Annotated in this window: 6 protein-coding genes; 4 read left to right on the top strand and 2 right to left on the bottom strand. The window is 72.5% G+C overall.

The features are described from left to right. Positions 1 to 699 precede the first annotated feature (699 nt). The gene (locus FMEAI12_RS31340) at positions 700 to 1,068 is read left to right on the top strand and encodes a hypothetical protein (protein ID WP_112108858.1); all 369 of its coding nucleotides are present in this window, start codon (positions 700 to 702) and stop codon (positions 1,066 to 1,068) included. 19 nt (positions 1,069 to 1,087) lie between these two features. Here the strand turns inward: FMEAI12_RS31340 and FMEAI12_RS31345 are convergent, their stop codons facing one another. Next, on the bottom strand, positions 1,088 to 2,485 hold the full coding sequence (locus tag FMEAI12_RS31345; RefSeq protein ID WP_235014886.1) for an MFS transporter: 1,398 nt from the start codon (positions 2,483 to 2,485) through the stop codon (positions 1,088 to 1,090). 187 nt (positions 2,486 to 2,672) lie between these two features. Between FMEAI12_RS31345 and FMEAI12_RS31350 the strand changes: the two genes are divergently transcribed. From FMEAI12_RS31350 to FMEAI12_RS31360, 3 genes are all read left to right on the top strand, one after another. After that, positions 2,673 to 3,542: a rhomboid family intramembrane serine protease gene (locus FMEAI12_RS31350; RefSeq protein WP_071063700.1), complete on the top strand. Its 870-nt coding sequence runs from the start codon at positions 2,673 to 2,675 to the stop codon at positions 3,540 to 3,542. A 106-nt stretch (positions 3,543 to 3,648) separates the two neighbouring features. Continuing rightward, complete coding sequence (locus FMEAI12_RS31355) at positions 3,649 to 4,860, top strand: MFS transporter (protein WP_112108857.1); 1,212 nt, start codon at positions 3,649 to 3,651, stop codon at positions 4,858 to 4,860. 98 nt (positions 4,861 to 4,958) lie between these two features. Beyond that, a complete protein-coding gene (locus FMEAI12_RS31360) occupies positions 4,959 to 5,654 on the top strand; it encodes a response regulator transcription factor (protein ID WP_083391024.1) in 696 nt (231 codons plus the stop codon). Between the two features lie 74 nt (positions 5,655 to 5,728). Here FMEAI12_RS31360 and FMEAI12_RS31365 read toward each other — a convergent pair whose 3' ends face one another. After that, positions 5,729 to 7,567: a GAF domain-containing sensor histidine kinase gene (locus FMEAI12_RS31365; RefSeq protein ID WP_235014888.1), complete on the bottom strand. Its 1,839-nt coding sequence runs from the start codon at positions 7,565 to 7,567 to the stop codon at positions 5,729 to 5,731. Between the last annotated feature and the right edge of the window lie 257 nt (positions 7,568 to 7,824).

Below are 7,824 nucleotides of genomic sequence, written 5' to 3' on the forward strand. Positions count from 1 at the left end.
GTTGGCGGCTGACACAACCACAGGAAGGAACGTTCGTCTGGACGGGCCCGTTCGGGGCGACGCGCGTCACCCACCCACATTCATACGTCGAACCGCAACACAAGGCTGGCACGGCGGGAGGGGGTGGCGATGAACCATCAGGCAACACCGCCTCGGGGTGGAAAATATCCCACGACACACAGCCACCATTCCGACCCCCACCACACCCAGTTCCGGAACCGGAACCGGACTACGAGGTTCCGCCGTCGAGCGCGGCGCACTCTTAAGCGGGTGTCTCATGTGGGGAGTCTCTTCCAGCAAGTGAGCACGGCGGCGACCGCATCGCGGGCTACCTGATCGCCGACGCGCTCCTCGCGCGCTCGTCCTGCCAGAGGAGAGCGTTGCGCAGGGTTCCGAGATCTTGGCCGTTCCAGCGATCATCAGCCGTTCCAGCGATCCTGTCAACTTCACGACACCGGACGGCTATTCGGGCTGTCGGGCGGGGACGTCACCGCCTTCGTCCGGTGGCGTGCCCGGGTGCGAGCAGGACGGCCCACCATCTCCACCTGCGGGAACATACGAGACGAGGGTTTTCTGCGATGCGAAAAAGATTCCAGCACCACCCCCGAGCAGCGGGGAGACCGCGCCGCGCTAGAGTTTCCGGACTAGTCCGATCATCTCGGATATTTGCTTTTCGACAAACAGTCAGGACCAGTGACGATGGCTCTCCGTGACAAACTCGCCGCGCGCGCCCAGCCCTATCTCGCCCCAGGTGAGACCGTGCAGCACGTCTTACAGGCGCAGACCGGGCCGACCCCGTACTTCTTCCTTCTCACCATGTTGATCATTTTCTGGATCGACTACCGCATCGTGGTCGTGACGGACCAGAGCATTCTGGTGCTCAGGGCCGGCAAGCTCGTGCCAACGAAGCCGAAGGGAGACGCGCCGCTCGCGCGCCTGCCCCGCGAGACCGTTCTGGGGCCGGTCAGCGGTCTGTGGGGGACGACGGAGGCGACCGGCGAGAAGCTGCGGATACACAAGCGCTTCCACAAGGACATCGCCGCCGCCGACGCCGCGATCGGGCGGTAGCGGAGCCGCCGCCCGCCCTTCACCGGTCCCGCGCCGGTACCGGGACCGCCCCGTCGGTAGCGGCACCACCAGCAGCTGCGGCGCCGGCGCCGGTGCGCAGCAGGGACAGGACGACGATCGCCAGGGCGGCCACGATCGCGGCGAACACCAGGCCGGCGGTGGTCAGGCTCGTCAGCTCGACGAGCAGGCCGACCCCGACGACCGGCAGTGAGAGCGCCACGTAGGCGACGACGAAGAAGGCGGAGGCGGCCTCGGCGCGGCGGTCGGCCGGGGAGGCCGCGTTCACGGCGGCGAGGCCGGCCCGGAAGGCGATCCCCTGGGACGCTCCGGAGATCACGCCACCGATCACGAGGCCAGCGACCGACGACGTCGCCAGGCCCAGCGCGAGCACGCCCATGCCCAGCACCAGCCCGGCGCAGCCGACGGTGAGCCCGATGCGCTCGGGCGGACGTCCTGGTGCGGCGAGCCGGCGGGTGACGACGTCGAGCGAGGCCTGGCCGCAGGCGGAGGAGGCGAAGACCGCGAAGACGACCAGTCCGGTGATGGCCCGGTTCGGCGGATCCAGCACGGCGCCCAGGAAGGCGGGTGCCACGGCCGTGTAGAGGCCGAGGACGGCGAATCCGGCGAAGGCAGCCAGCGCGACGCCGACGAAGACCGACCGGGCGCTCGGTGGCACCCGGGGGCGCTGTGGGCGCAGCCGGGCCGGGCCTGTCACCTCGACGGTCTCGGGCATCAGCCAGATGCCGACCGCGGCCGGGACGAGCAGCGCCAGATCGACCACGAAGGTCAGCCGCAGCGGGTTGGGGGCGTACTGGGAGAGCAGGCCGGCCAGCAGCGGGCCGCAGCCCAGACCGCCCATGTTGGCGATGGTGGCGACCAGGGTGGCGCGTCCCCGCCGGTGCGGTGGCGCGAGGTCGAGGAGCGTCGCGGTGGCCGTCCCGGTGAACACGCCCGCGGACAGGCCGGAGAGCACCCGACCGACGAGCAGGACGCCGACGTTGTCCGCCAGCAGGAAGACCGCGGCGCTCGCGGCCGAGGCGAGCAGGCCGGGCAGCAGCGCACGGCGGCGGCCGACCTGGTCGGAGAGCCGTCCGAACAGCAGCAGGGCCGCGATCACGCCGACGGCGTAGGTCGCGAAGACCACGGTGACCATGAGCTGGGAGAAACCGAACCGCTCACGGTAGAGCGGGTAGATCGGCGTCGGCAGGGTGGTGCCGAGCATGGTGACGACGAAGGCGTACGTCGCGAGGACGAACCCCGCCCGGCGGCTGGTCGACGGGCGCCGCCGGGCCCGGCCGGCTGGGGGCTGAACCGGGGCCGCGCGGGTGGGCGGGGCGGCGGCGTCCGCCGTGGTCCCCGTGTCCGGGCCACCGGAGGCGGCTCCTCCCGGTAGGTCGGCAGAGCCAGCGGCGGACATGCCCCTACCTTGCCCCCCACCCAGAGGCCGGCGATAACGAGACCGAGGTGAGGAGCGTCGCATCCCACCGCGGTGGACGGCCGGCGCCGCACCGCTCGTGGCCGTCTGACCGGCCGGGGGCGGCCTGCCCGGCTGCGGCGACCCGGCCAGATACGGCGGTCTGACCGGCTACGGCAGGATGTCCGATGTGGTCATTCCGATTCACGACATCAATCCGCTGCGGCGCAGGCCGGTCGTGACCTGGCTGCTGATCGCCGCCAACGTCGTGATCTTCGTGTTCTTCACGCCGGTGGTCAGCTCGGTTGCCGGGGTACAGACCTCACGGACGCAGAACGCGTGCGAGCAGCAGCGCTTCTTCCAGGAATGGGGTGCGATCCCGAAGGAGCTGCTGTCGAACGAGCAGCTGTCGGTGGCGAACTCCGGCCGGCTCGCGGTGGACGCGCGGGGCCGGGTGGGCTGCCTGCAGGAGTCACCGCCGACGTTCGACAAGTCGCCGGCCCTGTCGGTGCTCAGCGCAATGTTCCTGCACGGCAGCTGGCTGCACCTGCTCGGCAACATGCTGTTCCTCGGGGTGTTCGGCAACAACATCGAGGATCGGATGGGCCGGCTGCTGTACCTGCTCTTCTATCTGACCTGCGGTTTCACGGCGGCGTACGGCTTCGCCGCGTTCGAGGGGAACACCACCGACACGCTGATCGGCGCGTCCGGGGCGGTGGCCGGGGTGCTCGGCGCGTACCTCGTCGTGTTCCCCCGCGCCCGGGTCATCGGGCTGGTCTCGGTGTTGTTCTTCCTGCCGTTCTGGCTGCCGGCGTGGATCGTGCTCGGGTTCTGGTTCGCGCTGCAGTACGTGTACTTCACCGGCTTCGGGGTGGCCGACGGTGGGAGCGTCGCCTACGGCGCGCACGTGGTCGGGTTCGTCGTGGGGGCCGTGCTGGTCGCGCCCTTCGTCCAGCGGCTGCGCGCGGCCGGGCCCGATCCGCGCCGGGCGGTCCAGCATCGCTGGGTGCGTGAGCCACCCGGATTCGGCCAGCAGCGGCGGCCCCGTCACCGCGGCTGAGCCCGGCGGGCGGGCCCCACAGGGGCGGGCCCGCCCGGGCCACCCTGCGGGTGTGGGGAAAAACCGCTGGTGACGAGCCTGGCGATACGGCACCGTTGGTGCGGCTATGACAACCGCATATCACCGCGCCCTGGCCACGCCGGGTGCCGCCCGCTTCGTCCCCGCCGCGTTCCTGGGCCGGCTCCCGATCGCCATGGTCTCCGTGGGGACGGTGCTGCTCGTCCAGGCCGAGACCGGTTCCTACGGGGTGGGTGGGGCGGTCGCGGCGGCCGGTGCCGTCGGTGAGGCGCTGCTCGCCCCGCGCCTCGGGCGGGCCCTCGACCGGTTCGGGCAGGCCCGGGTGCTGTCCGGCTGCCTGGCCGGTCATCTGGCGGCGATGACCACGCTGACCGTGGCGGTGACCGCCGGCGCGCCGCGTCCGGTGTGGTTCACCGCGTCGGCGGTCGCCGGCGGTCTGCTGCCCCCGGTGGGCGCCTGCGTCCGCGCGCGGTGGAGTGCCCGGCTCGGCGGCGGGGAGCTGCTCGGCACCGCGCTGGCGCTCGAGTCGGCGCTCGACGAGGTGGTGTTCGTCCTCGGCCCCACCCTGGTGACGCTGCTGGCGGTGCTGATCGCGCCGCCCGCCGGCCTGGTCGCGTCGATGGTTTTCCTGGCGACGGGCACCGGTGCGCTGATCGCGCTGCGGGAGAGCGATCCGGGGCCGCGCGGCGGCGGCGCGGCCGCCAGCGCCCGCATGCTGCGCGACGGGGGCACCCGCACCCTCCTGCTGATCTTCCTGTGCATCGGCATCGCGTTCGGCGGGGTGGACGTGTCGATGGTCGCCTTCGCCCGGGAGGAGGGACTCGCCGCGGTGGGCGGGATGCTGCTCGGGCTGTTCGCGGCCGGGTCGGCCGTCTCCGGACTCGTGTACGGCGCGCGGGCGCACACCCGGCCCCTGTCCGGCCGGTTCCTGCTCGCCGCGGCCGTGATGGCGGTCGGGATGGCCCTGCCGCTGGCCGGGGTGACCCTCGAGCTGATGATCCCGCTCGCGCTGCTGGCCGGGGCGACCGTCTCCCCCACCCTGATCATCGGCAACGCGGTGGTCGAGCGCCTGGTCGGCGCCGGGGCGCGTACCGAGGGGTTCGCCTGGCTCACCATGGCGGTCGTCAGCGGGATAGCCGTCGGGGCGCCGGTCGCCGGCAGTCTGGTGGACGGCGGGGGCGCGCACCGCGGATTGCTGGTGACCGCGGGGGCCGGTGTTCTCATCGGTTCGGCCGCGCTGACCGGCCGCCGGCCGCTCTCCTCAGGTCGACTGGTGGATCATCGTCCACACAACGATTGAACCCGGCTAACCAGCCGTTCACCAGAGTTATAATCTGCATGCTGCACGTGACATACAGCGACGTTCTTCAACGACAGCGGGGTCGGGCGGAGTCAACGGTGTCAGAGGTATCAACGGGCAGTTCCGGGGCCGGCGTGACGCCCGCCCAGCAGTCGCGGGCGGGCTCCATCCGCGTCTTCCTTCTCGACGACCACGAGGTCGTCCGCCGCGGGCTGCGTGACCTGCTCTCCGAGGAATCCGACATCGTCGTGGTGGGCGAGGCCGGGCGCGCCGACGAGGCGATCGCGGACATCATCATGTTGCGCCCGGACGTCGCCGTCCTGGACGCGCGGCTACAGGAGGGCAGCGGGATCGAGGTGTGCCGGCACGTCCGGTCGCACGATCCGGAGATCGCCTGCCTCATCCTCACCTCGTTCGACGACGAGGACGCCCTGTTCACCGCGATCATGGCCGGGGCCGCGGGCTACGTCCTGAAACAGATCCGGGGCACCGCGCTGGTCGACGCGGTGCGCCAGGTGGCCGCCGGCCAGTCCCTGCTCGACCCGGCGGTCACCTCCCGGGTGCTGTTCCGGCTGCGCGAGGGGCCGGTGGAGGACGAGCGCCTCGCCGGCCTCACCGACCAGGAGCGGCGGATCCTCGCGCTGATCGCCGAGGGGCTCACGAACCGGCAGATCGCCGCCCGCATGTTCCTGGCGGAGAAGACGGTCAAGAACTACGTGTCGAGCATGCTGTCCAAGCTCGGGATGGAGAGCCGCACGCAGGCGGCCGTGTTCGCCACCAAGCTGTCGTCCTGACAGCCGGCGTGGGAGCCCCGGCCCTGACTGGCCACTGGGGCGCCTGACGGGGAGCACCGCGCCGCCGGACCGGTTCAGGGCCCACCAGGCCCCTCCGCGGGCCCGACGCCGAGTCGCGGGGCGGGGGTGTCCCCGGCCGGCAGCGCGCACGGTGGCGGGATGGGCTGAACCAGCGGCACGTGCCAGGTCACCGTCGTGCCGATGCCGTCCTCGCCTGGGCCGAACTCCATCCGGCCGCCGAGGTCGAGCGCCCGGCGGCGCAGGTTCGTCAGGCCGCTGCTGCGCGACGCGCCACCCGGGCCGCAGCCGTTGTCGCGCACCTGCACCGAGACGTCGGTGTTGGTGACCCGCACCAGCACCTCGATGCGGGTAGCCCGGGCATGCCGTGCGATGTTCGACAGCGCCTCACGGATGGCCGCCAGCAGGTGCGGATGGATCACCTCCGGGATACCGCGGTCGACCGGGCCGTCGATGCGGGCCGTGGGCCGGATGCCCAGCGCCTGCTCGGCCTGCGACACGATTCCGGCGATCTCGGCCCGCAGGTCGACGGGGCCGGCGGACGCCGTCAGCGAGAAAATCGTATGGCGGATGTCGGCGATCGTCTGATCCAGCTCGCGGACGGCGTCGTTGAGCCGCACCGCGGCGCCCTCGTCGATCACCCGGGCGAGGCCCTGCATCTGCAGACCGGTGGCGAACAGCCGCTGGATGACGACGTCGTGCAGGTCGCGGGCGATGCGGTCGCGTTCCTCGAACACCGCGAGGCGTTCCCTGTCCCACTGCACGCGGGCGAGTTCCAGGGCGAGCGCGGCCTGGCCGGCGAACGCCGCCGCCATCTCCAGGTCGAGCTGGTCGAACGGGACCGCGCCCGGGGCCGCGGTGAGCATGAGCACCCCCAGCGGCCGCCCGGCGGCCAGCAGCGGGATGACCATCACGGTGCCGATCACCAGGCCGTCGACGGCCTCGCCCAGCAGGCTGTGCGCGGCGGGATCGGCGCGCACAGCGGGGACGAGCACCGCCCGACCCTCCTTCATGATCTTGAACAGCCCGACCCGCTCGGGCAGCATCCGCCCCCGCAGCTGCTCGGCGAGCGGACCGTCGACGACGGCCACCTCCAGCGACCTCGGGGCCGCGCCGGCCCGCGCGGCGGGCCGGCGGGGCTGGACGCCGAAGCGGCCGGGCCGGGCCGCCTCCGCGCTGTTCACCGGGAGCACGATCGCGGCGAGCAGGGCCGAGGTGATCTGCCTGGCACGCCGGGCGACCAGCCGTAACGCGTCGACGGGCTCGGCCACCGACAGCAGCGCCGTGGTGATCTCGGCACTCGCGGTGAGCCAGGCCTGGCGCCGTCGGGTGGCCTCGTAAAGACGGGCGTTCTCGATGGCGAAGCCGACGGCCGCGGCGAGCGCCTCGACCAGGTCCTCGTCCTCCTGGGTGAACTCGGGTCCGTGCTTGCCCACCAGGTACAGGTTGCCGAACGCCTCCCCGCGGACGGCGATCGGGACGTTGAGGAACGTGGTGAAACGAGGCCGGCCGGGCGGGAAGCCGAGCGTCTCCGGCGCGACGACGGCGGTGCCCACCCGCGGCGCGTTCCCGCCCGGGTGGGGGCCGCCCCCGGGCTCGCCGATCAGGCCGCGGCCGGGCGGCATCCGGGCGATGTCGCGGGGAACCTCCTCCCCCGGGCCGACCGCGATCAGCTCGGTGATGGCGCCGTCCTGGCCGAGGACCCCGAGCGCGCCGAGCTCGCAGTCCACCAGGGAGCGGGCCGCCTGCGCGATCCGGCGTAGCGTCACTGGCAGGCTCAGCTCGCGCGCGACATCGACCACGGCGTCGAGCAGGCCGCGCATCCGGCTCTGCACCGCGTAGACCTCCGACCTCGGAGCGGGCTTGAGGCAACGGCCGGCGCCGGTCTGGACCATCCCACGCCTCCCGTCCGATCGCCTCCCGTGACGATAACGAGCGCATGACCCCCCCGGGGGACTCCCCCGCGTATCCGGCGAACTCCTCCCTGCCACGAACGGGGCACCGGGATGGCGTAGAGTCCCTCGTATGGCCGTACCGGGCTTCCTGCTGCACAGCGACCGCGTGACCGACCTGAGCAGGGTCGTCACCGCGGCCTGTACGACCCGGGTCTGACCGCCGGCGGGCTGCTGCCCGCCGCCCGCCAGGCCCGTCC

This window comes from Parafrankia sp. Ea1.12 (assembly GCF_900465275.1).
Lineage (GTDB): Bacteria > Actinomycetota > Actinomycetes > Frankiales > Frankiaceae > Parafrankia > Parafrankia soli.